Origin of the sequence: Burkholderia sola, assembly GCF_905400185.1 — a bacterium.
Lineage (GTDB): Bacteria > Pseudomonadota > Gammaproteobacteria > Burkholderiales > Burkholderiaceae > Burkholderia > Burkholderia sola.
Map to the genome: position 1 here is coordinate 2319151 of NZ_FR989675.1, position 23831 is coordinate 2342981.

At 66.8% G+C, this 23831-nt stretch carries 22 protein-coding genes, 1 tRNA gene and 2 pseudogenes; 6 read left to right on the forward strand and 19 right to left on the reverse strand.

The window, feature by feature from the left end; all coding sequences use genetic code 11:
• The 12 genes from KR541_RS10650 to KR541_RS10705 are packed head-to-tail and all read right to left on the reverse strand — an operon-like array spanning nt 1 to nt 12298.
• Nucleotides 1-1188, reverse strand: coding sequence for a beta-ketoacyl-[acyl-carrier-protein] synthase family protein (locus KR541_RS10650; RefSeq protein ID WP_216089527.1), 1188 nt, complete (start codon nt 1186-1188; stop codon nt 1-3).
• A complete protein-coding gene (locus tag KR541_RS10655) occupies nt 1185-3593 on the reverse strand; it encodes an MMPL family transporter (RefSeq protein WP_216089528.1) in 2409 nt (802 codons plus the stop codon). The genes KR541_RS10650 and KR541_RS10655 overlap by 4 nt, the downstream gene beginning before the upstream one ends.
• On the reverse strand, nt 3593-4258 hold the full coding sequence (locus KR541_RS10660; RefSeq protein WP_216089529.1) for a LolA family protein: 666 nt from the start codon (nt 4256-4258) through the stop codon (nt 3593-3595). Before KR541_RS10660 ends, KR541_RS10655 begins: the two co-directional genes overlap by 1 nt.
• Nucleotides 4249-4677, reverse strand: coding sequence for an acyl-CoA thioesterase (locus tag KR541_RS10665; RefSeq protein ID WP_050012961.1), 429 nt, complete (start codon nt 4675-4677; stop codon nt 4249-4251). The genes KR541_RS10660 and KR541_RS10665 overlap by 10 nt, the downstream gene beginning before the upstream one ends.
• Entirely contained in the window at nt 4674-6284 is a 1611-nt protein-coding gene (locus KR541_RS10670) for an HAL/PAL/TAL family ammonia-lyase (RefSeq protein ID WP_124631410.1), read from the reverse strand. Before KR541_RS10670 ends, KR541_RS10665 begins: the two co-directional genes overlap by 4 nt.
• Nucleotides 6271-7977, reverse strand: coding sequence for a glycosyltransferase family 2 protein (locus KR541_RS10675; RefSeq protein WP_124556733.1), 1707 nt, complete (start codon nt 7975-7977; stop codon nt 6271-6273). The genes KR541_RS10670 and KR541_RS10675 overlap by 14 nt, the downstream gene beginning before the upstream one ends.
• Entirely contained in the window at nt 7977-9665 is a 1689-nt protein-coding gene (locus tag KR541_RS10680; protein WP_124556732.1) for an ApeI family dehydratase, read from the reverse strand. The genes KR541_RS10675 and KR541_RS10680 overlap by 1 nt, the downstream gene beginning before the upstream one ends.
• On the reverse strand, nt 9662-10282 hold the full coding sequence (locus tag KR541_RS10685; RefSeq protein WP_185731881.1) for a COG4648 family protein: 621 nt from the start codon (nt 10280-10282) through the stop codon (nt 9662-9664). Before KR541_RS10685 ends, KR541_RS10680 begins: the two co-directional genes overlap by 4 nt.
• A gap of 17 nt (nt 10283-10299) precedes the next feature.
• Nucleotides 10300-10548 carry an acyl carrier protein gene (locus KR541_RS10690; protein WP_050012965.1) on the reverse strand — a complete coding sequence of 83 codons (249 nt, stop codon included), beginning with the start codon at nt 10546-10548 and terminating at the stop codon, nt 10300-10302.
• Nucleotides 10545-10850, reverse strand: coding sequence for a phosphopantetheine-binding protein (locus KR541_RS10695; RefSeq protein WP_050012966.1), 306 nt, complete (start codon nt 10848-10850; stop codon nt 10545-10547). Before KR541_RS10695 ends, KR541_RS10690 begins: the two co-directional genes overlap by 4 nt.
• Nucleotides 10825-11619 carry a lysophospholipid acyltransferase family protein gene (locus KR541_RS10700; RefSeq protein ID WP_050012967.1) on the reverse strand — a complete coding sequence of 265 codons (795 nt, stop codon included), beginning with the start codon at nt 11617-11619 and terminating at the stop codon, nt 10825-10827. Before KR541_RS10700 ends, KR541_RS10695 begins: the two co-directional genes overlap by 26 nt.
• On the reverse strand, nt 11603-12298 hold the full coding sequence (locus KR541_RS10705; protein ID WP_050012968.1) for a beta-ketoacyl synthase chain length factor: 696 nt from the start codon (nt 12296-12298) through the stop codon (nt 11603-11605). Before KR541_RS10705 ends, KR541_RS10700 begins: the two co-directional genes overlap by 17 nt.
• Before the next feature lie 384 nt (nt 12299-12682).
• Here KR541_RS10705 and KR541_RS10710 point away from each other — a divergent pair.
• Nucleotides 12683-13182 (forward strand): annotated as a pseudogene (locus KR541_RS10710) (IS30 family transposase); the annotation flags it as partial.
• Between the two features lie 176 nt (nt 13183-13358).
• On the opposite strand, the gene KR541_RS10715 reads toward KR541_RS10710, so the two are convergent.
• Nucleotides 13359-13452, reverse strand: a tRNA-Ser gene (locus KR541_RS10715).
• 110 nt (nt 13453-13562) lie between these two features.
• The gene (locus KR541_RS10720) at nt 13563-14816 is read right to left on the reverse strand and encodes an aspartate kinase (protein WP_050012969.1); all 1254 of its coding nucleotides are present in this window, start codon (nt 14814-14816) and stop codon (nt 13563-13565) included.
• Between KR541_RS10720 and KR541_RS37020 the strand changes: the two are divergent.
• A pseudogene (locus tag KR541_RS37020) lies at nt 14799-15036 on the forward strand (hypothetical protein); the annotation flags it as partial. The gene KR541_RS10720 and the pseudogene KR541_RS37020 overlap by 18 nt on opposite strands.
• 122 nt (nt 15037-15158) lie before the next feature.
• On the opposite strand, the gene tilS reads toward KR541_RS37020, so the two are convergent.
• The 4 genes from tilS to cysS all read right to left on the reverse strand — a co-directional run bounded on the left by tilS (nt 15159) and on the right by cysS (nt 19970).
• Nucleotides 15159-16580, reverse strand: a complete 1422-nt coding sequence (gene tilS / locus KR541_RS10725; RefSeq protein WP_050012970.1) for a tRNA lysidine(34) synthetase TilS — start codon at nt 16578-16580, stop codon at nt 15159-15161.
• 46 nt (nt 16581-16626) lie between these two features.
• Complete coding sequence (locus KR541_RS10730) at nt 16627-17598, reverse strand: acetyl-CoA carboxylase carboxyltransferase subunit alpha (RefSeq protein WP_006478433.1); 972 nt, start codon at nt 17596-17598, stop codon at nt 16627-16629.
• Nucleotides 17599-17701: 103 nt separating this feature from the next.
• On the reverse strand, nt 17702-18529 hold the full coding sequence (locus tag KR541_RS10735; protein WP_050012971.1) for a DNA-3-methyladenine glycosylase family protein: 828 nt from the start codon (nt 18527-18529) through the stop codon (nt 17702-17704).
• 43 nt (nt 18530-18572) lie between these two features.
• A complete protein-coding gene (cysS, locus tag KR541_RS10740; protein ID WP_089488583.1) occupies nt 18573-19970 on the reverse strand; it encodes a cysteine--tRNA ligase in 1398 nt (465 codons plus the stop codon).
• Nucleotides 19971-20204: 234 nt separating this feature from the next.
• Here cysS and KR541_RS10745 point away from each other — a divergent pair, with 234 nt between their 5' ends.
• The 4 genes from KR541_RS10745 to KR541_RS10760 all read left to right on the forward strand — a co-directional run bounded on the left by KR541_RS10745 (nt 20205) and on the right by KR541_RS10760 (nt 22951).
• Nucleotides 20205-20927: a tetratricopeptide repeat protein gene (locus KR541_RS10745; RefSeq protein ID WP_060733325.1), complete on the forward strand. Its 723-nt coding sequence runs from the start codon at nt 20205-20207 to the stop codon at nt 20925-20927.
• 40 nt (nt 20928-20967) lie between these two features.
• Complete coding sequence (locus tag KR541_RS10750; protein ID WP_006478429.1) at nt 20968-21543, forward strand: peptidylprolyl isomerase; 576 nt, start codon at nt 20968-20970, stop codon at nt 21541-21543.
• 88 nt (nt 21544-21631) lie between these two features.
• Nucleotides 21632-22123, forward strand: a complete 492-nt coding sequence (locus KR541_RS10755; protein ID WP_006478428.1) for a peptidylprolyl isomerase — start codon at nt 21632-21634, stop codon at nt 22121-22123.
• 27 nt (nt 22124-22150) lie between these two features.
• Complete coding sequence (locus KR541_RS10760; protein WP_216089530.1) at nt 22151-22951, forward strand: UDP-2,3-diacylglucosamine diphosphatase; 801 nt, start codon at nt 22151-22153, stop codon at nt 22949-22951.
• A gap of 52 nt (nt 22952-23003) precedes the next feature.
• On the opposite strand, the gene cysE is transcribed toward KR541_RS10760, so the two are convergent.
• Complete coding sequence (gene cysE / locus KR541_RS10765; protein ID WP_027784824.1) at nt 23004-23777, reverse strand: serine O-acetyltransferase; 774 nt, start codon at nt 23775-23777, stop codon at nt 23004-23006.
• Nucleotides 23778-23831: the final 54 nt, after the last annotated feature.

A 23831-nucleotide genomic window follows, 5' to 3' on the forward strand; every position in this document is an offset into this window, starting at 1 on the left:
TCAGGTCCCCAGAATCAGGCTGGCATTGCTGCCGCCGAAAGCGAACGAATTGCTCATCACGTAACGTCCGGTGGCATCGCCGGCCAGACGGCGCTCGCCGTCGACGAGGTCGAGTGCCGGGAGCGCCGGATCGTGCTCGCCGTCCCAGACGTGCGCCGGCAGCGCGATCCCGCGGGCCAATGTCAGCCAGCCGAATCCCAGCTCGGTCGCGCCTGCCGCGCCGAGCATGTGCCCCGTCAGCGGCTTGGTTCCGCTCGCCGGCACGCCGTGCGGAAACACGCGGGCCATCACGTTCGCTTCCATCTCGTCGTTCAGCCGCGTCGCGGTCGCATGCAGGTTCACGTAGCCGATCGCGGACGCAGCCACACCCGCGTCCGTGAGCGCGGCGCGCAACGCGTCCTCGGCGCCGTGGCCCGCCGGATCCGGCGCCGAGATGTGATGCGCATCGCTCGACTCGCCGACGCCGGCCAGGCGAACCGCCGCTTCGTCGCGGCTCATCACGAACAGCGCGGCGCCTTCGCCGATCGTGATACCGCAGCGGTTCCGGCTCATCGGATTGGTCCGGCCCGGGCTGACCGATTCGAGCGACGCGAAGCCCTGCAGCGTGAGCTCGCACAGCGAATCCGCACCGCCGACGACGACCGCATCGCAGAGCTTCAGCCGCAGCAGGCGGCGCGCGGCCGCGAACGCCTTCGCGCTCGACGTGCAGGCCGTCGACAGCGTATAGGCCGGCCCGCCGACACCGAGTACGGCCCGCACGAACGGCGCGGCCGTGCCGATTTCCATCTGTCGATAGTCGAATCCGGCGGGTGTCGTGCCGGTCGCGGCACGCTCGGCGAGCGCCTGTTCCGCCGCCTGAATGCCGGACGTACTCGTGCCGATCACGACCCCGACCCGGCGCGGACCATGGCGCGCGATCGCCGCGGCGATGGACGATTCGATCTGCGCGAGCGCGGCGAGCAGCAGCCGGTTGTTCCGGCAGTCGAAATGCGCGAGCGCGTCAGGCGGCGCGATGTCGAGCGCGGACCGTACGTGCCCGACCCAGCCGCCGGCGGGAACGTCGGTACGCGGCGTCATGCCCGGTGCGACGCCCGCGCGCAATGCGGCGACGATCTCGTCGGTCGTTGCGCCAAGCGCGTTGATCATGCCGGGCGCGGACAGGTAGACCGGCGTCTGTTTCGAATTCATGCGCGACGCTCCTTGGCGGATGGCGTGGCGAGCGGTGCGAACAGCACCGACAATACGATGCCGATCGCGAGCGTCGTGCCGAAGCTGCGCAGCGCGGGCATCGCGCTCGCGCCGAGCATGCCGAACGACAGCAACGTCGTGGCCGCCGACAGCAGCACGCCGGTCCATACGGCGCCGATCCCGGCCTGGTCGCGCAGGCATCCTTCGCGGAGGAACACGGCGTAATTGGCGCCCACGCCAAGCACCAGCATCAGTGCCAGCCAGTTGAACAGCGTGAGCGGCACCCGCGCATAGCCGAACGCCGCGAGCGTCAACGCGATGGCGAACACGACCGGCAACGTCGTCGCGATGCCGCCGCGCATGCCGTATCGCCACGTCAGCAGCGCGGCGACCACGACCAATGCGCCGATCAACCACAGGCCGCTGTCGACCCGATACGCGCCGAACAGGTTCGACACGCTCGCGGCCTTGTCGACCCACGATACGCCCGGCAGCGTGCGCGCGAGGGCCGCGAACGTCGCCGCGTTCGTCGCATCGACCCGTTCCGGAATCGCGAGTGCCGCATCGACGGGACCGGCGCTACCGTCGACGCGCCCGAGCCACAGATGCCGGAACGGCGCCGACCAGCGTGCCGCCAGCCAGCTGTCGACCGACAGCGTCGCCCGAGCATCGCGGGAAAACGCCTGAATCCATGCGTCGGCGACGTCGTCGCGGAAACCCGCTTTCGCGAGCGTCTCGCGCAGCGCGGCGACATCGGCGAACACGTGCGTGTCGAGCACGGCGCGGTCATGTGCCTGCTGCTTCGCCGACGGCACGAACGTCGCGATCGACTGGATGCGGCCGAGCTGCTGCCGATCGAGCGCTCCGACCAGCGCCTCCGAGCGCTCGAGTACCTGTTCCTGCGACGCACCCTGGATGACGAAGAACTGTGCCGTATTCGCCAGTCCGACCGCCGCCCGGATATTGCCTTCCTGTCGAGCAAGACTCGCATCGCGCTGAACCAGCAGATGAATGTCGTCATCGCTCGTCAAGCGCGCCCAGCCCGGAATCGCGACCAGCGCAACGAGCACCGCGGCGGCCACGGCACGCCGGCCCGCGAGCAGCGACTGCCATCCGCTCAGCAGGCGCGCGGCGCCCGAGAAAACGCGGGACGGCACGCGCCGCGGCGCCTGCGTCAGCATGAGCGGCAAGAAGCCGGTCACGGCGGCGAATGCGCAGAGGATCCCGACGATCGCAAAGCACGCGATCTGCTTGAGCGCCGGGAACGGCACCCACATCAGGATCGCGTAACCGAGCAGGCTCGTCGCCAGCGCCACCGCGAGCGCCGGCCGCACCGCCGCCGCGCCGCGCCGCGCGTCCCACTGCCGCCCCGCGGACAGGTACGCGACGAAATACTGGATCGAATAATCGACGGCCTCGCCGATCAGGCTCACGCCGAACACCAGCGTCAGCAGGTGCAGCTTGCCGAATACGAGCAGCGTCGCCGCCAGCGCGCACACGATGCCGAATGCCGTCGACGCAAACGCGAGCACCAGCAGACGCGGCGAACGGAATACGCTCATCAGCAGCAGCGCGATGCCCGCCAGCGACACGGCGCCGATCACGTGCACGTCGCGCTCCGCGCTGGCGCGTGCGGCTTGCGCATAAAACACCGCGCCGGCCCGGTCGACACGAACGCCGCGAAAGTCCGTCGCCAGCGCTTGCTCCGCATCGGCCGTCGCGATACGCACCGCGTGCTGGACCCTGGATTCATAGGCCGAGCCCGGCAGCGACGTCATCACGAGCACACCCGTTGCCCCGTCGCGATGCGACACCAGCATCCCGTCTTCGAGCGACAGACTCGATGCGGCGAGCGGCAGTTCGCCGAGCCAGTGCTGCAGCCAGCCGAACGGATCGTCGGCCACGGCGGTCTGCAGCCCATCGACCGGCGGCGCATAGAGCCGCCGGGTCAACCGTTCACCGAGCGTGGCGTCGCCTTGTTCGAGCGACCGGCGATCCGCGTCCGTCAGCAGGCCGAAACGGGCCGGCAGGTAGGTGGCCGCGATCTGCGACAGGTCGAACGGCGGCACCTCGACCGTCACCGACCGAAATGCGCCGCTCGCGCCGAGCCGCGCGCCAAACCGCTTCGCGGCGGCTTTCGCGCGGGCGGCGTCCCGGTCAGTCACCAGGTAGACGGTGCGATTGCCGAGCGCATCGCCCAGCATGTCGACGGCGCGTTCGGCAACCGGGTTCGCCTCGGTGGCCGGCAGCAACGCGAGCAGGTTCGTCTGCAGCGGCGCCGGCCCGCTGAAGCGCCACAGGATGTAGGCGACGGCCGCCAGCGTGACGAGCAGCCATGCAGCGCACTGCACGCGCCGCCGGGCCCGTTCGCCCGCCACGCCGATCACGTCGCGCGCCGGGTCCATCAACGCGCCTCCAGCCACGCGCGCTCGGCAGGCGCAGGCGCGTCGACCGGCGTCATCCGCCCGAACTCGAGCACGGTCACGTTGCCGTTCGCGAACGTCATGTCGAGCCGGCCGAGATAGGCGCCGCCACGCATGTCGAGCATGCGGATCGCCTGGGCGAGCTGCGGCTGATTCGGCCGCAGGACCATTCGCCAACGCTCCGGCGTGCCGCTCGCGTCGACGTCGAATTGCGCGTACAGCGCGGACAGGTCGCCGCCCAGCATGTCGCGCATCATGCGCGACACCTGTGCGACGCCACGGCCGCCACTACTGGACGCGACGAGGCGCCCGTCCGCGCCCGCCTCGCGCACGCCGCGGTCGGTAATCACATAAGTGGCCTTGTAGGGCGTCTCGATTCGCCAGATGACGCCCGACCGGCGATCGAACAACATCGATCCGGTGCTGACGAGCGGTTGCTTCATCGCCGACAGCGTCTGGGTCTGTCGAAAATCCGCGCGTATCGCGTCGACCCGCGCCAGCCGCATCGCGATGTCGGACACGAGCGCGGCATTCTCCGGCCGGGTCGCGGGGGTCGGCACCGGAGCGGCCATCGCGTCACCGCCGGCGAGCACCGCACAGGCGGCGAACATCGCCACCAGCCGTCTGCGGATCGGATTCAGGCCCATTGCGCACGCACCCGTTCGATCAGGGCCGGCGGCGCCACGAACTGCAGCTCGCGCGTCGTCGCATCGACCGCCAGTTGCACCGTATACCCCTTCGTCAGACGCTCACCGGAGGCCGCATCGACGATTTCGTAACCGATCTTCAGCCGGTTCTCGAATTCGAGCAGCGTCGCACGCACGTCGAGCTGCTGGCTGTAATGGGCCGGGCGAACGTACTTCAGATGTGCCTCCACGACCGGCCACAGGTAGCCTGACGCCAGCATCGCCGGATAGTCGTAGTCGATCATGCGCAGCAACGCCGCACGGCTGCTTTCGAAGTACTTCAGGTAATGACCGTGCCAGCAGACGTTCATCGCGTCGACATCGTGAAACAGGACCTCGACGCGAGCCGTCGCGGTCAGCGGCGGACGAGATGCGTTCATGCCGCCTCCCCGCGCCGGATGCCGCCGGATGCTTCGCCGATCGGCTCGCATGCCGCAAGACGCGCGGTCAGCGCACGCAGCTCCGCTTCGAGCGGCCGGTCCTCGACCACCAGCGGCGACTGGCGGCCAACGTCGTCGATGAACGCGCGCAGCGCGGGCGAAAGCTGTGTCCCGGGGGCGTCGCGCAGACGCAGCCGGGCGGCCTGCACGGTCGCGAGCACATGCGCGGCGGCAACCTGTTCGGTCAGCGCCAGCACGCGCAGGCAATCACGCGCGGCGATGGTCCCCATGCTGACCTTGTCCTGATTGTGCGACTCGGTCGAACGCGAGAACACGCTGGCCGGCATCGTATGCTTCAGCGCCTCCGCGGTCCACGCGGAAGAAGAAATCTGCACGGCCTTGAACCCGTGGTTGATCGCCACGCGCTCCGGCGCCGCGCCGGTCAGGTTGCGCGGCAGTCCGTTGCTGAACTTGTCGTCGACCAGCAGCGCGAGCTGGCGGTCCATCAGATCGGCGAGGTTCGCCACGGCGGTCTTCAGCGCGTCCATCGCGAACGCGATGTGACCGCCGTAGAAATTGCCACCGTGCAGCACGCATCCTTCGTCCGGATCGATCAGCGGATTGTCGTTCGCACTGTTCAGTTCGTTCTCGATGTCGCGACGCATCCACGACAACGCGTCGCGCGCCACGCCGATCACGTGCGGCGCGCACCGCACCGAATAGCGATCCTGCAGACGGCGTCCGGGCAGTTCATCGCGCCCGGCGAGATCGCCGCGTATCCATGCGGCCGCCTCAGCCTGCCCCGCATGCGGTTTCGCGTCGAACAATCGTGCATCGAAGTGCCCCGCCCGCCCGTCGAGCGCGACGGTCGTCAATGCGGTCAGGCGGGCCGCCATCCGCGTCAGGTGATCGGCACGGGCGAAGGCAAGACAGGCCAGGCCGGTCATGACCGCCGTGCCGTTCATCAAGGCCAGTCCTTCTTTCGGTGCAAGCGACAGCGGCGCGCGACCGATCGCGTCCCACGCGGCGCGCGCGTCCCGTTCGTCGCCATCGAACGATACGGTGCGCTCGCCGACCAGCGCCGCTGCGACATAGGACAGCGGTGTCAGGTCGCCGCTGGCGCCAACCGAGCCTTCCGACGGAATGCGCGGCAGGATCCGGTGATTCACGAGATCGGCCAGCCGTTCGAGCAACATGAACCGCACGCCCGAGTAGCCGAACGCGAGCGAGTTGAGCCGAGCGACGACGATCGAGAGCGTTTGCGTCGCGTCGAACCAGTCGCCCATCCCGCACCCGTGATAGCGCGTCAGTTGCAGCGGCAGCGCTTCGACGAGCGCCGGCGGCACCTCGACCACGCACGCGTCGCCATAGCCGGTCGTTACCCCGTACAGCGTGCCGCCATTCGCGAGATAGTCGCGCAGCCAGGTTGCGCCGCGCTCGATCCGCGCGCGCCATTCGGGCGCCGCGTTCAGCGCGACCGGCGCACCGTCGCGGGCGACCGCGACGACGTCCTCGATCGTCAGATGCCGGCCGCCGATCACGACGGGCGGCCGGTTCGCGTGCGCGGCGACGGTCGCCGCGGCGTCGTTCATGTCATGCTCGGCCACGCGGACCTCCATCGGGCCGCGCCCAGAAATCGAAGAAGTTGAACCATTGATAGGGAGCCTTGCGGCAATAGTGTTCGAGCCGCGCGGCATAGCGCTGCGCCCATTCGGCAACGTGGCCCGCGCGCTCGCGGCGCGGCAGCTCGATCCGGTCGGCGAACGGTTCGAAATAGAGCCGGTAGCCGCGCCCCTCCTTCAGGCAGAAGAACAGGTAGACCGGGCAACCGAGTGCGTGCGCGAGGATGTACGGGCCCTGCGCGAACGGCGCCGTCGCGTCGAGGAAACAGGCGTCGACCGTCTTGCCGGAATCGCGCGGCGGCACGCGGTCGCCGACGATCACGAGCAACTCGCCCGCGTCGATGCGCGACTGCATCATCATCGCCGTATCCGGCCCGAAGTCCGCCACTTCGACGAGCTGCTTGCCGAATTCCCGATTCGCGCCGGCCAGCACACCGGTAAAACGCTTCGCATGCTCGGTGTAGACGATCGCCGTCACCTTCGTGTGCGCGTCGCGCAGCGCAAGCGCCCGGGTCATCTCCAGGTTGCCCAGGTGCGCGCCGATCACGAGCGCGCCGCGCCCGCTCGCGGCGAGCGTATCGAACGCGGACGAATCGTCGAAGCGCACGTCGAGTTCGTCGAGACGGCCGGACCATGCGACGAACTTGTCGAATCCCGCCTGCGCGAAGGCAAGCATGTGCCGGTACGCACTGCGCCATCCCGGCTTCGGCACGTCCGCCGCTCGCGCGTCGCGCAGCCGCGCGATATAGGCATGCGACGCGGTGCGCGCCGTGCGATTCGTCAGCACGAAGTAACCGACGATCGGATGCAGCCAGAGCGACGTAAAGCCCTTGCCGAACCAGCGGCAACTGAGCGCCAGCAACGCCATGCCGATACGGCTGCCGCGTTCCGGCAGGCGCCACCACGCGCGCGTGCGCGCCGCCGGCGATGCGCCGCGCCGCCCGACGAGCCGACGGGTCAGCAGCATCGGTGCGCGCGCCAGCATCCCCGCGACGAGCCGCGTATGGCTCATGCTGATGCGCACGTTGTCGCGCCAGACGTCGAAATGCGACACGCCGTCGGCCGGGTAGACGACGCGCGTCGGGACCGTCTTGAACGTCAGCCCGCGCCAGTGCAGCCGGACCAGGATTTCGCTGTCGAAAGCCATTCGGGTCGGCATCGATACCGCGTCGATCAGTTCGCAAACGGCAGCGACCGGATAAAGCCGAAACCCGCACATCGCATCGGGGATGTCGAGCGACAGCGTTTCGATCCATACCCACACGTGCGTGAGGTAGCGGCCATACAGGCGGGCCTTCGGCACGCTGTCGTCGAAACGCGGCCGGCCCAGGATCACGGCATCCGGCGCCGCCTGCGCGGCCGCCACGAACGTCGGCACGTCGGCGGCATCGTGCTGGCCGTCGGCATCGATCTGAATCGCGTGCCGATAGCCGCGGGCGCGCGCGGCGCGCAATCCTTCCATGACCGCCGCGCCCTTTCCGGCGTTGACGGGCAACCGCAGCAGCGTCACCGACGGCGCATAGTGCGCGGCCAGCGCGGCCAGCACCTGTTGCGTCGGTGCGTCGCTGCCGTCGTCGACCACCAGGATCGGCAGGCCGTGCACGACGAGGCGCGCCAGCGTGCCGCCGATCGCTTCGCGATGGTTGTAGATCGGAATGACGATGCAGGTGTCGCTCATCACTCCGCCGCGCCGTAGACCAACACGCCCGACGTGCATTCCCGCCCGGCGCAGCGAAACGCGAAGCGCGCACGTCCGCGTACGGGGTCGTGCGCGATACGCAACGCCAGCACCGCACCCGGCGGCACCGGCGCCTTGAATTTCAGGTGTTCGATGGAACGGATGGCGCGCGCGGCCGGTATTTCGCGGCCGGCGAGGCGTGCGGCCCAGTCGATTTGCACGACACCGGGCAGGATCGGCAGCCCCGGAAAATGCCCGTCGAAATGCGCGAGCGCGGCCGGCACGCGCAGCTCGTAATGCAACGCGTCGTCGCTGCGCCACGAAGCGAGCAGTTCGAAACCCTCCGGCGTGGCCGTGAACGCGGCCGCCAGCGCGACGGCCGGCAATTTGCCGCGCGCATCGAACGGCATCGTGTGCGGGAATCGCCAGTAGCGCGGCAAGGCGGCCGCGTCGAAGTACGCACCGAGCGCATGCCGCAAGATCGTGGCAACCGCAAGTCGCCCCTCGCTCGCCAGTGCGTCGCGCCCCGCCGCGGTCAATACCGCGACGACGCCGACGTGCGCACGGGTCGTGCCGTCGACCACCACGGCCGCCGCCTGCTCGACGTAGGCGTGCGCATGTAACCGCGCCTCGAGTTCGGGCAGCGAAACACGCTTGCCGTCGAGCTTGACGACGCGATCGCGCCGCCCCGCGAGTGCGAAGCGACCATACGCGTCGAAGCGCGCGGTGTCGTCGGTGGGGTGCCAGCGGTCGTGACCGAGATGGGCGGAACGCACGCACAGCACGCCGTCGTCATCGCAACGCACGTCGACGCCCGTCAGCGGCTGCCACGCGGACGAGACATCCTGACGCCGCCACGCGATGCCGCCGGTTTCGGTGCTGCCGAAGATCTCCAGCGGCGCGGCGCCGAACGCGTTCGAATAGACGATCGCTGCATCGGCCGACAGCGGGCCGCCCGACGAGAAGAACGCGCATGGCGGCGGCGCCTGCATCGGAAAGCCGGGTAACGCCGGCCAGCGCATCAGTTGCGACGGCGTGGAAACCACGACACCGCCACCGTATTCGGCCAGCCGCTGCTGCAGTTGCAGCGGCTCGAGCACCGGCATTCGGTCGAACGCACGGCCCGCTGCCAGCGGCCACAGAATCCTGAAGAGCAGTCCGTATATGTGGTGATGCGGCACGCTCGACAGCGTCACCGCCGCCCCGATACGGTCGCCCCACTCGCGCTGCAGGGTGCGCACTTCGGCATCGAACTGCGCGAGCGACTTCCGCACCGGTTTCGCGGTGCCGCTGCTGCCCGACGTATAAAGCGTCACCGCGGCGGCAGCGTCGATCGGGCGGGCGGTGATATCCGATTCGCCCGCCGTGTCGCGCTCGCACGCGGCCAGTGCCGGCGCATCCAGCACCAGGTCGTATGCATGAGCCAGATCGCCGAGGTAGCCTGGCGCGTTGCTCGCCGGAATCACGATTTCCCCGTGGGTCGCCGCGACCGCGAAGAATGCGCACGCGAACGCGTACGGATCGTCCGTGCAGATCGCGACCCGACGCGCGCCGCGCGCGTCCACCAGCCGGGCGATGGCGTCCACGCGGGCCCGCAGGTCCCGCAGCGTCAGCAGCGCGGTGCCGTCGCGACAGACCGCCACGCCGCTATCGACTTCAGCACACAGCATCTCGTGCAGTGCGATCATGCGCCCCCCGCCCGTTTCCGCGTCGGTACGACGACGAACCTGCGCCACAGCCACTCGCCCGCAAGCAGCATCCCGATCAGCACGTACGCGATCAGCCCGTTGTAGAGCGCCCATGATTCACGACTCCAGTACAGCGCCGTATAAACCGAAAAACCGCCGTTGACGATGAAGAACGCGCACCACGCCTGGGTGACGCGCCGCGTATACCGGACGATTGCCGGGCCGGGCTCGGGATAGGTCAGTCGTGCGAATTTTTCGATCATTGTCGGACCGTGCCGCAGGGTGGCGCCGAACGCGACCAGCAAACCGGCACTCACGCATGCGGGATAAAGATGAAGAAGTCGCTCGCTATCGGTCACGGCAATCGCGACCGACAACGCGGTCAATGCACCGGCCACGCACCAGTCGAGCGTCGTGAGCCGTTTGAGCGCCTGCGCCAGCGGGCCCTTGCCGATCGTGCGCTGCAGCCACAGCAACGCAACCAGCAGGCAACCGACGTAACGCGGCGACATGCTTTGCCACGCAAACAGGATGACGAGCGGATAGGCCACGACCAGCGCCACCCTGGCAGCGACCGCTGACCAGCGCGGCAGGATCGTGCCTGTAGTCGCCCGCATGCCCGTCACCGCTATCGTCACGCGCGCGCGAGCAGCGCGTGAACGGCGGCAACGACGTCACCGACGGTCCGAACCGACTTGAACTCTTCGGGCTTGATGCGCTTGCCCGTCATTTCCTGAAGCTTGATGGCCAGATCGACTGCGTCGATGCTGTCCAGGTCGAGTTCCTCGAACAGGTGCGTATCGGGCGTCACGCGCTCGGGCTCGATCGCGAAATTCTCATGAAAGATCGCGCGGATGCGCTCCAGGATTTCAGCGTCGGTCACGAGTGGGCCCCTTTTTCCAGCACGGCTTCTTGCGATGCGTGATGAGACTGCTGATCGGCAATGAAGGCCGCCAGCGTGTTGATCGACCGGAAATGCGCTTTCGTGCGCTCGTCGTTCGCGGCGATCGTCAATTGAAACTTCTTGCGCAGCATGATGCCGACTTCCAGTGCATCAACGGAATCGAGCCCGATCCCGTCGGTCGAGAATAGCGGCGCGTCGTCGTCGATTTCGTCGACCGTCATGTCGCTAAGATCGAGCATCTCGATCAGAAGCTGCTTAATTTGCAGTTTTAAAGTATCCATGCTGAAACAGGCGTTGAGTAATGTGTACTTCCACCTCGCGGGCAATGCTGCGAGCGGCAATCGACGGCGGCGCCACGCTCGGCGCCAGCCGGTTCGGATCCATCGGCTCCAGCACGTCGATGCGCATGCGAAACGCACGAGACGGCACGTGATACCAACGAAGCGTCTTGGTAAATACCGGCGGATCGCAATCGATCAGAACCGGCTGGATCCGCGTGCGCGACTGCAGCGCCATATGCGCGAAGCCGCGCGAGAACGCATGCAGGCGATCGCCCCCTGGGCTGCGCGTCCCTTCCGGAAAGATGATCATCGTGTAGCCCGCCGCCAGTTGCCTCGCTCCGGCCTCGACGAGATCAGTGGCATCTGCATTGCTTACGTACTCGGCTGCACGGACGATGCCCCAGAAACACGGGTTGCCCCAGTGACCGCGCTTGACGACGCAGCATGCCTTCGGCGTCAACGACAGCAGCACCATGACGTCGAGCCAGGTCGGGTGATTGGCGACAACGATTGCCGGGCCGCCTTTTGCAAGGCGCTCGACGCCGCTCAGCTCGAGCCTCATCACGCCGATACGCTGCAGTAATGCAACCAGCGCGCGGAAGAAATAATGGATGACAAGTGTCACGCCGCGCTGACGCGAGCGCCGGTGCGGCCATACCCCGCCGACGACGATTGCCAGCAACGAGAACACCGATCCGCACAGCGCAAAAAAAACCAGGCTCGCGCCAGTCGCGAACAGGCGCCAGCCGTAGTCAAGCCGCGCGATCATGCCAGCTCCATCGCCACGATGCGTGCTGACCGCGCCACGACGCCGTCGTGCGCGCCGACAGACAACGCAGCACCGCCGCGCTTTGCGTACCGGCCGCATCGCCGGTCGCCCCCGCCTCACTCGGGCCATCCTCCGCCACTTCACAGACCAGATGACCGGCCGGCTCGCCGGCATCGAGCAGAATCGCCAGCCCCACGCTCTCCGTGTCGTCATCGACGTCGCCGTAGACGGGATCGGCCGGCTCGTGCGCATAGACGAGCAACACCGGCGATGCCGGCGACATTTCGTATTGGGAATAAGCTTCGAGCAGCGCGTAACCGAGCGTTTCATGCCCGGCCGCGACCGCGGTCGCGGCGGACCGGTCACGCCGGGCGATTCCGAATATGCCTGTAACGGCATTGAGGACCGAAAGACTGAAGGCCGTCGGCGAGACAGGTTCCGCGGCGCCAATGGCGGCGAGAATGCCGCTGGTACGCACCAGTTCGCCGTGACGCGATGCGAATACCACACGCACCGGATTTTCCGTCCCGACACAGTCGTAGGCGACCTGAAGCGCGAGACGCGACAGCCGGCTCAAGCGACGTCGCACCATCGGATCGAGGGCTTCGACGCCCGGCACCCCCGCGGTCGAAATCGACGTCCATCTGGCGATTGGCATGGTCCAATGCAAATCGGCCATTTTTTTGTTCTCTTTGAGATTACTTCGCTGAGGGTAATTTTTCTATTGTGCTGCTCGCCAGTGCGCTGTCACACCCCGCTTTCGCCGAGCGCGCTGTCGTGTATATCGGCCTCAACGGAGGAGACATCGACTTATGGGCTCCCGAGCCACATATGCCCGATAAGACAAGCAATCACATCAGTGAGCACAATACGATCGCACTGCCAACCAGCTTAACTTATCCGGCGCATTGTTTCGGCGAGACTGTAGCAGGACCGTCGCGCAAAATCAACGCGAGGGCCCGGCGCACATCGGCATTTGATACTGTTTGCAAATTGTAATGAAGCCATCGATCCGGGGTCCTCGGAACGCGCTGAAGTATGGCTCGTCAGCAGTCGAAGAAGGATCAGTGAACGCCCCGCCACGCCGGAGGATCGCGCAATACCCAAACACCGGAAAGGCGACTTGCTATTGGGAAACGCAAGTGGCCGGATTTCGATCGTCGTCGAACGCCAAAACCGGTTTGTGATGCCGGTTAAAGCAACCGGCAAGGATGCCGAAGCCGTGGTCAACACATTGATACGACATGCCAGCGAATTATCGCCGAAACGATATAAGTCGCTGGCCTGGGACCGGGGTATGGAAATGGCGAATCACAAAGGCTTTACGGTCGCAACCGACGTTCGGGTCTCTTTCCGCGATCCGCGGAATCCGGGGCAACGCGACTCGAATGAAAACATGAATGGGCTGCCGAGGCAGTACTTCACGAAGGGTACTGACGTCTCTGCCTATTCCCAAGCCGAGCTCGACACCATGGCAAGAGGGCTCAACCGGCGCCCCTCGAGACGCAGAACCTTGATACTCCGGTTGAGCAGTTCCATCAATTTGGGGCATCGACCGGTTAATTTCGCACCCAACGCTAGCCATTCCTTTACATGGAGCGGCAATAACCCGTCACACCGCCTCCGACCGTCGAAATGCGCACGGACCCGCGCGGAGCAGGGTTGCAAGGGTCTACGGAGGAACCGAAAAAGAAAAAGCCCCGCAAGTCCGAGAACTTGCGGGGCTTTGTCACCGCTTTTGGCGGAGACGGAGGGATTCGAACCCTCGATCCAGGTTTTGGCCCAGATGCTCCCTTAGCAGGGGAGTGCCTTCGACCTCTCGGCCACGTCTCCCAAACTTTCGCTCGCACCAGGGAGGCAGTGCGACGAGAACGAAATAATATAGGGTTTCGAACCGCGCGTCAATTTCCGTGAGGCATTTTCTTCAATGCATCACGAAAAATTCACGACGCCTGGTCGAGTTCGAACACCTTGTGCAACGCTCGGACGGCCAGCTCCATGTACTTTTCGTCGATCAGCACCGAAATCTTGATTTCGGACGTCGAGATCATCTGGATGTTGATGCCCTCTTCCGACAGCGTGCGGAACATCTTGCTCGCGACGCCCACGTGCGAACGCATGCCGACGCCGACGACCGACACCTTCGACACCTTCGGGTCGCCCTGCACGCGCTCGGCGCTCACATGGCCCTGCACCTGGTTGGTGAGGATGTCCATCGCCTTCTGGTAGTCGCCGCGACCAACCGTGAACGTGAAGTCGGTTTTGCCTTCGACGCTCTGGTTCTGGATGATCATGTCGACGTCGACGTTCGCATCGGCCACCGGGCCGAGGATCTGATATGCGATGCCCGGCTTGTCGGGCACGCCCATCACCGCAATGCGTGCTTCGTCGCGCTGGAACGCGATGCCGGAAATGACTGCCTTTTCCATGGTCTCGTCTTCTTCAAAAGTAATCAGGGTGCCGGAGCGCATTTCTTCGTCGAGCGCAATCAGCGGATCGGTCAGGCTCGACAGCACACGCGTCTTCACCTGGTATTTGCCGGCGAATTCGACCGAGCGGATCTGCAGGACCTTCGAGCCGAGGCTGGCCATTTCCAGCATCTCCTCGAACGTCACGCGATCGAGGCGGCGCGCCTCTTCGACGACGCGCGGATCGGTCGTGTAGACGCCGTCGACGTCGGTATAGATCAGGCACTCTTCGGCGCCCAGCGCAGCGGCCACCGCCACCGCCGACGTGTCCGAACCGCCGCGGCCCAGCGTCGTGATGTGGCCGTCCGGATCGACACCCTGGAAGCCCGTGATGATCACGACCTTGCGGGCGTTCAGGTCGGCCTTCACGCGCTCGTCGTCGATCGAGTGAATGCGTGCCTTCGTAAACGCGCTGTCCGTCTTGATCGGCACTTGCCAGCCGGCATAGCTCACGGCCTCGACGCCGATTTCCTGCAGCGCGATCGACAGCAGGCCGACGCTGACCTGCTCGCCGGTCGACGCGATCATGTCGAGCTCACGCGGGCTCGGCTGGCTCGAAATCTCTTTCGCAAGACCGAGCAGACGGTTGGTTTCGCCGGACATCGCCGAAGGCACGACCACCATCTGGTGCCCGGCCTGATGCCATTTTGCGACGCGTTTCGCGACGTTCTTGATGCGCTCGACCGAGCCCATCGAAGTGCCGCCGTATTTGTGTACGATGAGTGCCATTGTCGTTCTGAACTGGAGGAGAAGCCGCACGGGCGCGCTGGGCAGGCCGCGTTGCCGTTCGGTCACGCGGCTTGTGGCTGTGGACGGACGACGAGGGGGACGGCTGGGACGCAACACGCAAGCGTGACGGATTTTGCCCGGAAGGCCGATCAGGCCGCGCAAACCGGGTACGTCACGCGGAAAACCTGCACAAAACGCTCAAAAATCGAGCCGAGCAAACGACCGAGCGTACCCGATAGACGCCCACTTGACAAGCCGCGCGCCGTGTCGCCGGCCGTTCCGGCGCTGTTTACCAAATGGTGAAAATGGGCGCGCCATCGCGCCGCCGGCAGCCCGCCGCCGCTATGCGATCAGCAGGTCGGGACGCCATTCGAGCCGGCGCCATGCGGCGGCGCCCAACGTCGCGTCGGCAAGCTCGCCGATGTCGCGATTGACGCCCAGCCTCGGCACGTAGATCAGCCGGTCACCCGCGAACAGCAGCGGCACGTCGCGCTGCCAGGCCGGCACGCCGCGCTCCTGGAACAGATTCTTCAGCGTCCGGCCAGGCCCGCCCGGCGACGTGCGCATCCGTTCGCCGCCGGCCCGCGCGCGCGCCGCCAGCCGCGCACCGCGCAGCAGCCCCTCCGGCACCGCATCGGCGCTGCCCGCATCGGCCGGCGCGAACACGAACGTGCCGCGCCATCCCGGCAGGTGCCACACGTCCTGTCCGTCCCATGCGAGTGCCACCTCCGGTTGCGACGTACCCGTGCCGTCGTCGGGCGGTTCGCTGCTGTCGCCCGCTTCCCAGTAGACGACGTCGCGATAGAGCCGCAGGCACTGCCCCGCGTGATCGACGCGCAGCGCATGCGCGTCGTGGGCCGCGCGCAGTTGCCGCATCATGTTGGCGAGCCGGGCCGCCGACGCGCCCGGCAAACCGAGCCGGCGCATCCAGAAGCGCAGCAGGTTCGCGCCGCGCGTGTCGTCGAAGCCGATCAGCCCGTCGCGCGACAGCGCCTGACCGTCATCGCGCGCGGCGACAGCGAAATCCAGCTCGGCCAGATCGTCGAGCAGCCGCTGAGCGGCCGCCGCATGCTGGGCCGCGCGACCGAGCGCGTCGCGAAAGCCCGGGAAATGCACGGCCAGCGCCGGCAGCACGTCGACGCGCAGCGCATTGCGCGCATAGCGCGTATCACCGTTCGATTCGTCGTCGATCCACGCGAGCGCGTGCTGCTCCGCATAGCGCTCAAGTTGTGCGCGCAACAGTCTCAGCAATGGACGCACGCGCTCGATGCTCACGCCGTCGGGGCGATAACGCGGGGCCATCGCGGCGAGCCCCGCGATTCCCGCCCCGCGCAGCAGTTGCAGCAGCACCGTCTCGGCCTGGTCGTCCGCATGTTGCGCGAGCCACAGCGCCGCCACGCCGTGGCGCTCGCCCATCTCGTCGAGCGCCGCGTAGCGACGCTCGCGCGCCGTCGCCTCGATACCGAGCCCGCTGTCGCGCGGCACGTCGACGCGCATCGATTCGAACGCGACACCGAGCCGCGCCGCCTGCCCTTCGGCATGCGCGACCCACGCATCGGCGTTCGCGCTCAGGCCATGATGCACGTGCAGCGCGACGCAGCGCGATGCGCCCGCGACGCGCACGGCCGCATCGAGCAGCACGGTCGAATCGAGGCCGCCGCTGTACGCGATCGCGATGCGCGCATCCGGCGGCAGGCCGGAAAGCGCAACGCCGACCGCGTCGAGTACGACGCGGTCGGTGGAGAATTCGGTGGGCGGGATCACGAGCGGGACGCGCGCGCAGCGGCGCGCGCATTGAATACACGGCCGGTCATGCGCCCGGCGTGGTTTCCTTGAACTTGCCGTAGGCCATCAGGCGCTCGAAGCGGCGCTCGCGCAGCGCATCGATGCTCATGCCCTGGAACTGGCGCAGCGAATCGGCCAGCGCACGGCGCAGCAGCGCGGCCATGCCCTTCGGATCGCGATGCGCGCCGCCGAGCGGCTCGTTGATGATCTTGTCGATCAGGCCGAGCGCCTTCAGGCGGTGCGCGGTCAGGCCCAGCGCTTCCGCGGCTTCCGGCGCCTTCGCGGCGCTCTTCCACAGGATCGACGCGCAGCCTTCCGGCGAGATCACCGAGTAGGTCGAGAACTGCAGCATCATCACGGTATCGGCCACGGCGATCGCGAGCGCGCCGCCCGAACCGCCCTCGCCGATCACCGTCGTGATGATCGGCGTCTTCAGCTCGGCCATCACGTACAGGTTGCGGCCGATCGCCTCCGACTGGCCGCGCTCTTCCGCGCCGATGCCCGGGTACGCGCCCGGCGTGTCGACGAACGTGAAGATCGGCAGTCCGAACTTCTCGGCCAGACGCATCAGGCGTTCGGCCTTGCGATAGCCTTCCGGACGCGGCATCCCGAAGTTGCGCGCGGCGCGCTCCTTCGTGTCGCGACCCTTCTGGTGACCGATCACCATGCACGGATGGCCGCCGAAGCGCGCGAGACCGCCGACGATCGACAGGTCGTCCGCGAACGCGCGATCGCCATGCAGCTCGTGAAAATCGGTAAACAGTTCCGCGACGTAATCGAGCGTGTACGGCCGCTGCGGATGCCGCGCGATCTGCGAAACCTGCCACGGCGACAGGTTCGCGTAGAGGTCTTTCGTCAGTTGCTGGCTTTTCTTCGACAGCCGCTCGATTTCTTCCGAAATATCGACAGCCGAGTCGTCCTGCACGAACCGCAGCTCTTCGATCTTGGCCTCGAGTTCGGCGATCGGCTGTTCGAAATCCAGAAATGTGGTCTTCATGTGTTCGAATCCTTGGGTCTTGCGGCAGCGCGTATTCTACCCGCGCGGGCGATGCTCAAAACCGGCTCTCAACTATTGATGTTTAAAACCCGATAGCCAGCGCTCAGGCGTCGGCGTCGGGCGCATCGAGGCTGCGCCACATGTACCAGGTCGCGACGGTGCGCCACGGCTCCCAGTTGGCCGCAACCTCGCGCGCCTCGCTGCGCGTGACGGGTTCTCCGCTGAAGTAATTGACGCTGATCGCGCGGATCAGGCCCGGGTCGTCGAGCGGCAGCACGTCCGGCCGCGACAGGTTGAAGATCAGGAACATCTCGGCCGTCCAGCGGCTGATGCCGCGGATCTGCGTGAGTTCCGCGATCACGTCCTCGTCGTCCATCGACATCCATTTGTCGACGTGCAGCGCCCCGGACACGAAATGCTGCGCGAGATCGAGGATGTATTCCGTCTTGCGCTTGGACAACCCGCACGCGATCAGCTTGTCCGCGCCGAGCCGGATCACCGGTTGCGGCGCGAGCTTCGGACAGGCGTCCTCGATGCGCGCCCACAGCGACTGGGCGGACGGCACCGAAATCTGCTGGCCGACGACCGAGCGCGCGAGCGTGACGAACGGGTCGCCGCGCTTCACGAGATGCGCGGGACCGAACTTCGGAATCAGTTTCTTCAGGATCCGGTCGCGCTTGACGAGGTCCGCGCACGCCTTGTCCCAATAGGCGGGGCGCACGACGACCTCCTCGCCGTCCGCCTCGGACGCACGGGTCTTGCGGGCCGCGTCGGCGGCCGGCAGCGCGGCGGCCGGCTGCGCATGACCGTTCAGCGCGCCGTTCGGCACGGCGCGTGTCGCGTCCGCCTTCGTCGCCGGGACGCGCTTGGCTGCCGGACGCGCGGCGACCGGAGTCGCGCGCCTGACCGGCGCTTTTCTGGCCGTTGCCATCTTGCCTCCTACCTGACGGATCGGTCAGTGGAACGCACCGCGCTCATACGCGACGCCATTCGGTCGATCCGCCCGGTTTGTCTTCAAGTGCGATACCGGCTTCGAGCAGTTCCGCCCGGATCCGGTCCGCTTCGGCATAGTCCTTCGCTTGCTTCGCCGCGACGCGCGCGGCGATCTTCGCTTCGATCTCGTCGGCCGCGAGCCCGCCCGCCTGCGCGGCGCCGGACGCCTGCTGCAGGAACGCGCGCGGTTCGCGGCCCAGCAGGCCGAGCAGGCCCGCCAGCTGTTTCAGTTGCCGCGCGAGCGACGCATCGCGCGTGCGGTTGACTTCGCCCGCCAGCTCGAACAGCGTCGCCACCGCGACCGGCGTGTTGAAATCGTCGTTCATCGCGGCCGCGAAACGCTGTGCGTGCGGCTCGTTCCAGTCGAGCGGGAGCGTGTCGGGCTCGACATCCTTCAGCGCGGTGTACAGACGCGTGAGCGACGCGCGTGCATCGTCGAGATGCACGTCGCTGTAATTGAGCGGCGAACGGTAGTGCGTGCGCACGATGAAGAAGCGCATGACTTCCGCGTCGTAACGCTCGAGCACTTCGCGGATCGTGAAGAAGTTGCCGAGCGATTTCGACATCTTCTCGTTGTCGACCTGCACGAAGCCGTTGTGCATCCAGTAATTGACGAACGTCTCGCCGGTCGCGCCTTCGCTCTGCGCGATCTCGTTCTCGTGGTGCGGGAATTGCAGATCCTGCCCGCCGCCGTGGATGTCGAAATGATTGCCGAGCAGCGAGCAGCCCATCGCCGAGCACTCGATGTGCCAGCCCGGACGCCCCATCCCGTACTTCGACGCCCACGACGCGCCTTCCGGCTCGTCCGCCTTCGCGCGCTTCCACAGCACGAAGTCGAGCGGATCCTGCTTCGCATCGTTCGCGGCGACGCGTTCGCCCGCGCGGAGATCGTCCAGCGACTTGCCCGACAGCTTCCCGTAGTTCGCGAACTTGCGCACCGAGTAATTGACGTCGCCGTCGGTCGCCTGGTACGCGTAGCCGTTCGCCTCGAGCGTCTCGATCATGCCGAGCATCTGCGGGATAAACTGCGTCGCGCGCGGCTCGATGTCGGGCCGCTGGATGCCGAGCGCGGCTTCATCCTCGTGCATCGCGCCGATGAAGCGGTCGGTCAGCGACTTGATCGTCTCGCCGTTCTCGACCGCGCGGCGGATAATCTTGTCCTCGATGTCGGTGATGTTGCGCACGTACGTGACCCGATAGCCGATCGCACGCAGCCAGCGCTGGACGAGGTCGAACACGACCAGCATGCGCGCATGGCCCACGTGACAATAGTCGTAGACGGTGATCCCGCATACGTACATCCGCACTTCGCCGGGCTGGCGCGGCACGAAAACTTGCTTGTCACGCGCGAGCGTGTTGTAGATGCGCAGTGATTCCATAGAGATGAACCGTGAGCCGAAGGAAACCGCCCTGGCGAAGCTCGCCCAGCATGTGAAACGGACGGACCATCTGCCGCGGCGCCAGGCCGCGCGTCCTCGATATCACATGGGGCGGTCAGGCTGCAAGCACAGCGGTGACGGCCACGAGAGGCTAAGAAAGACTGTCTGCCGCTCGCCGGAACGCGCAGACGTTTTGTTAGAATGGGTCGGAGTATAACATTCCGATTTACGCCTATGAAACCTCATCGCGGCCGCGCGCCGAGCGCTGCGACCCTCGTTGCGACCACCGTCATGGGCGTCGCGCTGACGCTTTTCGCAGCGCCCGCGGCGCATGCGCAAAAGGCCCCGGCGGTCGCCGACGGCACCCCGGAAGTCGACGCATCGATCGCCGGCAAGCAGTGGAAGCAGGCGCTCGCGCAGCTCGACGCGCGCATCGCGTCGAACCCGCGCGACGTGCAGGCGCAGTTCAAGCGCGGCACCGTGCTGGCCCGCCTGAACCGCGACGACGACGCGATCCAGCAGTTCGTCGCGATCACGCAGGCGTACCCCGAACTGCCCGAGCCGTACAACAATCTCGCGGCGCTCTACGCGAAGCACGGCCGCTATGACGAAGCGCGCACCGCGCTCGTCACCGCGACGCAATCGAACCCGAGCTACTCGCTCGCGTACGAGAACCTCGGCGATCTGTACCTGCGCCTCGCGGCCGAATCGTACAAGCGCGCGCAATCGCTCGGCCGCACGAGCGGCGCGACCGCGCAGCGCCTCGCCGATCTGCAGAAAATCGTGTCGCCGTCGAAAGCCGCGCCAAACGCCCGCACGACGACGCCGGCCACGCGCGACTACACCGACCGCGCCGCCGCGAACGTGAGCACCACCACGCTGCCGATGTCGCCGACGTTCCAGTTCAGCGGTCCGTCGGGCGCACTGGCGGCACCGTACGTCGCGCCGTCGAAATAAAGCGGCGCGGCCTTCCTTCCCTCCCAACCTGAGGATCGCAATGAAACGTCTGTTGCTGGCGCTTGGCGGCGCCGCCCTTCTCGCGACCGCGCCCGCGTTCGCGCAAACGGCCACCGCGCACCCCGTCGTGCAGCTGAAGACCTCGCAGGGCGACATCCGCGTCGAGCTCTATCCGGAGAAGGCGCCGAAATCCGTCGCCAACTTCCTCGATTACGTGAAGGCCGGCCAGTACAACGGCACGATCTTCCATCGCGTGATCAAAGGCTTCATGATCCAGGGCGGCGGCTACAAGACCAACTTCGAGGAAAAGCCGACCCGCGCGCCGATCCCGCTGGAAAGCCGCAATGGTCTGAAGAACCTGACGGGCACGATCGCGATGGCGCGCACGAGCGATCCGAATTCGGCCACCGCGCAGTTCTTCATCAACACGGTCGACAACGGCGGCCTCGACTACCCGAACCCGGACGGCAACGGCTATGCGGTGTTCGGCAAGGTCGTGTCGGGCCTCGACGTCGTGAAGAAGATCGAAGGCGTGGCGACGACCTCGCGCGGGCCGATGCAGGACGTGCCGGCGCAACCGGTCGTGATCGAATCGGCGAGCATCGTCTCCAAGTAAGCACCTGCCGGCACGTCCGGCGCCACACGCGGCCGCGTCGCACGACCGGCCGCGTGCCATTTAAACCGCCTCACCGAAGGAATTCATCATGGTTGAACTGCATACGAACCACGGCGTGATCAAGCTCGAACTCGACGCCGCGAAGGCACCGAAGACGGTCGAGAACTTCCTGAACTACGTGAAGAAGGGCCATTACGACGGCACCGTGTTCCATCGCGTGATCAACGGCTTCATGATCCAGGGCGGCGGCTTCGAGCCGGGCCTGAAGCAGAAGCCGACCGACGCGCCGATCGACAACGAAGCGAACAACGGCCTGAAGAACGACAACTACACGGTCGCGATGGCGCGCACGAACGATCCGCACTCGGCGACCGCCCAGTTCTTCATCAACGTGAACGACAACGACTTCCTGAACCACTCGTCGCCGACGCCGCAGGGCTGGGGCTACGCTGTGTTCGGCAAGGTCGTCGAAGGCCAGGACGTGGTCGACAAGATCAAGGGCGTCAAGACGGGCAACGCCGGCTTCCATCAGGACGTGCCGACCGACGACGTCGTGATCGAAAAGGCCGTGGTGGTCTGACGCACCAGCCGTTACGGAGGCACTTCGATGTTGCAGGAGAGTCCGCCGCGAAGCGTCTCCGCGGGCGTGCCGGGCGAGCGCGAATACGCGCAAGCCGCACGCCCGTTCCTGTTTCTGTCCGATCTGCACCTGAGCGAGGCGATTCCGAAGACGGTCGCCGCGTTCGAGCATTTCGTGAAATACACCGCCGACAGCGCCGACTCGGTGTTCATCCTCGGCGACCTGTTCGAATACTGGATCGGCGACGACCTCCTCGACGACGATCCGTTCGCCGCGCGCATGGCCGCGCTGATGCACACGTTCTCGGAGCGCGGGATCGCGCTCTACGTGATGCACGGCAACCGCGATTTCCTGCTCGGCCGGCGCTTCATGAAGGCGGCCGGCGCAATGCTGTTGCCCGACCCTTCGCTGATCATGGCATTCGGCCAGCGCATCGTGCTCGCGCACGGCGACGCGCAGTGCACGGCCGACCGCGGCTACCAGGTGTTCCGCCGCTTCGCGCGCAACCGCGTCGCGCAATGGCTGTTTCTCGCGTGGCCGTTCCGCTGGCGCCGTGCGCTCGCGCAGCGCATGCGCTCGACCAGCGAAGCGGGCCGGATGCGCCCTGCTTCGGCCGCCTACGACGTCACGCGGGAAGGCGTGGCCGCGCTGTTCCGGAAAAGCCGCGCGAGCGTGATCATTCACGGCCACACGCACCGCCCCGCGCGCCACGCGGAACCGGGCGGGATCCGCTGGGTGCTGCCCGACTGGGATCTCGATCACGGCATGCCGCGCGGCGGCTATCTGCGCGTCGACTCGGAAGGCATCCACGCGATGCCGCTCGACTGACGCCGCCGCTGCCGTCGCACCGACCAGCAGCGATCAGTGCGCGTCACGTTCGTTACATCTGGCGTTCGACCGTCTTGCCTTCCAGCACCGCCGACAGCCTGCGCAGGTCGAGGCGCGCCGCGTCGGCGCCCTGCAGCGTTTCCAGATGCGTGCCGAGCCGCTCGAGCGCCGCGACGATTTCGTCGACGCGGCGGCTTTCCTTCGCCGCGTGATCGATCAACCCGTGAATCGCGAGCGACATCGGATCGTCCGCGTTCGGCGTGATCCCGTACGCGCAGAACGCCGCGCGCTCGGGCTGCGGCTTCGGCTGCGCCGGCATCACGATGCGCGCTGGATTGCCGACCGCGGTGCCGCCCGCCGGCACCGGCTTGACGACCACCGCGTTCGAGCCGATCTTCGCGCCCGCGCCGACCGTGAAACCGCCGAGCACCTTCGCGCCGGCGCCGACGATCACGCCGGCTTCCAGCGTCGGGTGACGCTTCGCGCCGCGCGTGAGCGACGTGCCGCCCAGCGTCACGCCCTGATAGATCGTGCAGTCGTCGCCGATGATCGCCGTCTCGCCGATCACGACGCCCATGCCGTGATCGATGAACACGCGCCGGCCGATCGTCGCGCCGGGATGGATCTCGATCCCCGTCAGGAACCGGCCGGCCTGCGACGCGAACCGCGCGAGCCAGTAGCGTTTCGCGCGCCAGCAGGCGTGCGCGAAACGGTGCAGCACGAGCGCATGCAGCCCCGGATAACAGGTCAGCACTTCCCACGCACTGCGAGCGGCGGGATCCCGCTCGCGAATCGTTGCAACGTCTTCGCGCAGTCTCGTGAACATGATGTGATCTGGGAAAAGGCCGGCGCGCATCGCCGGCAATGCCGGCCGTTATCG